The organism is Thiocystis violacea, assembly GCF_016583575.1.
GTDB classification, from domain to species: domain Bacteria; phylum Pseudomonadota; class Gammaproteobacteria; order Chromatiales; family Chromatiaceae; genus Thiocystis; species Thiocystis violacea.
In genome coordinates this window covers 1-501 of record NZ_NRRG01000204.1, presented here as the reverse complement: position 1 = coordinate 501, position 501 = coordinate 1, and the positions used below count along the sequence as shown (strand labels likewise).

The following is a 501-nucleotide window of genomic DNA, read 5'->3' as shown; positions in this document are numbered from 1 at the left end:
AGCTTGAAGTCGTTAAAAAGAAAAAAGGGGTTAAAGGTTTCCATGTTTTACCCCGCCGCTGGGTCGTTGAGCGAACATTTGCATGGCTTGGCCGATCACGTCGGCTGAGTAGAGATTATGAACGCAAGCCTACGTCGAGTGAGGCACAAGTTTATCTCGCCTCAGGCCGCTTACTTCTTCGTCAAATAGGCCATAATCAGATACAATATGAATTGTAAGTTAATTGATTTCTATTAACGGTTAATTGGATCGACTATAGCGATGTGTTCCTATACAGCCTCTGAACGCAAGCCTACGTCGAGTGAGGCACAAATTTATCTCGCCTCAGGCCGCTTACTTCTTCGTCAAATAGGCCATAATCAGATACAATATGACCTGGTTCCGTGAACTGAATGAACCGTCTTCCAAGAATTCCCGTTACATAACAAGAGGATGGAGGTAAAATACGCCCATTCTAGGGCTCACCCGGCAGGTGACAAGTTGCGACGTTTCATCATCACG

At 45.5% G+C, this 501-nt stretch carries 1 protein-coding gene; it reads left to right on the top strand.

Annotated elements, in window-relative coordinates; all coding sequences use genetic code 11:
• Positions 1–218, top strand: a 218-nt coding sequence (locus CKO27_RS24205) for a transposase (RefSeq protein WP_200377405.1), incomplete at its 5' end; no start/stop codon positions are given.
• Between the last annotated feature and the right edge of the window lie 283 nt (positions 219–501).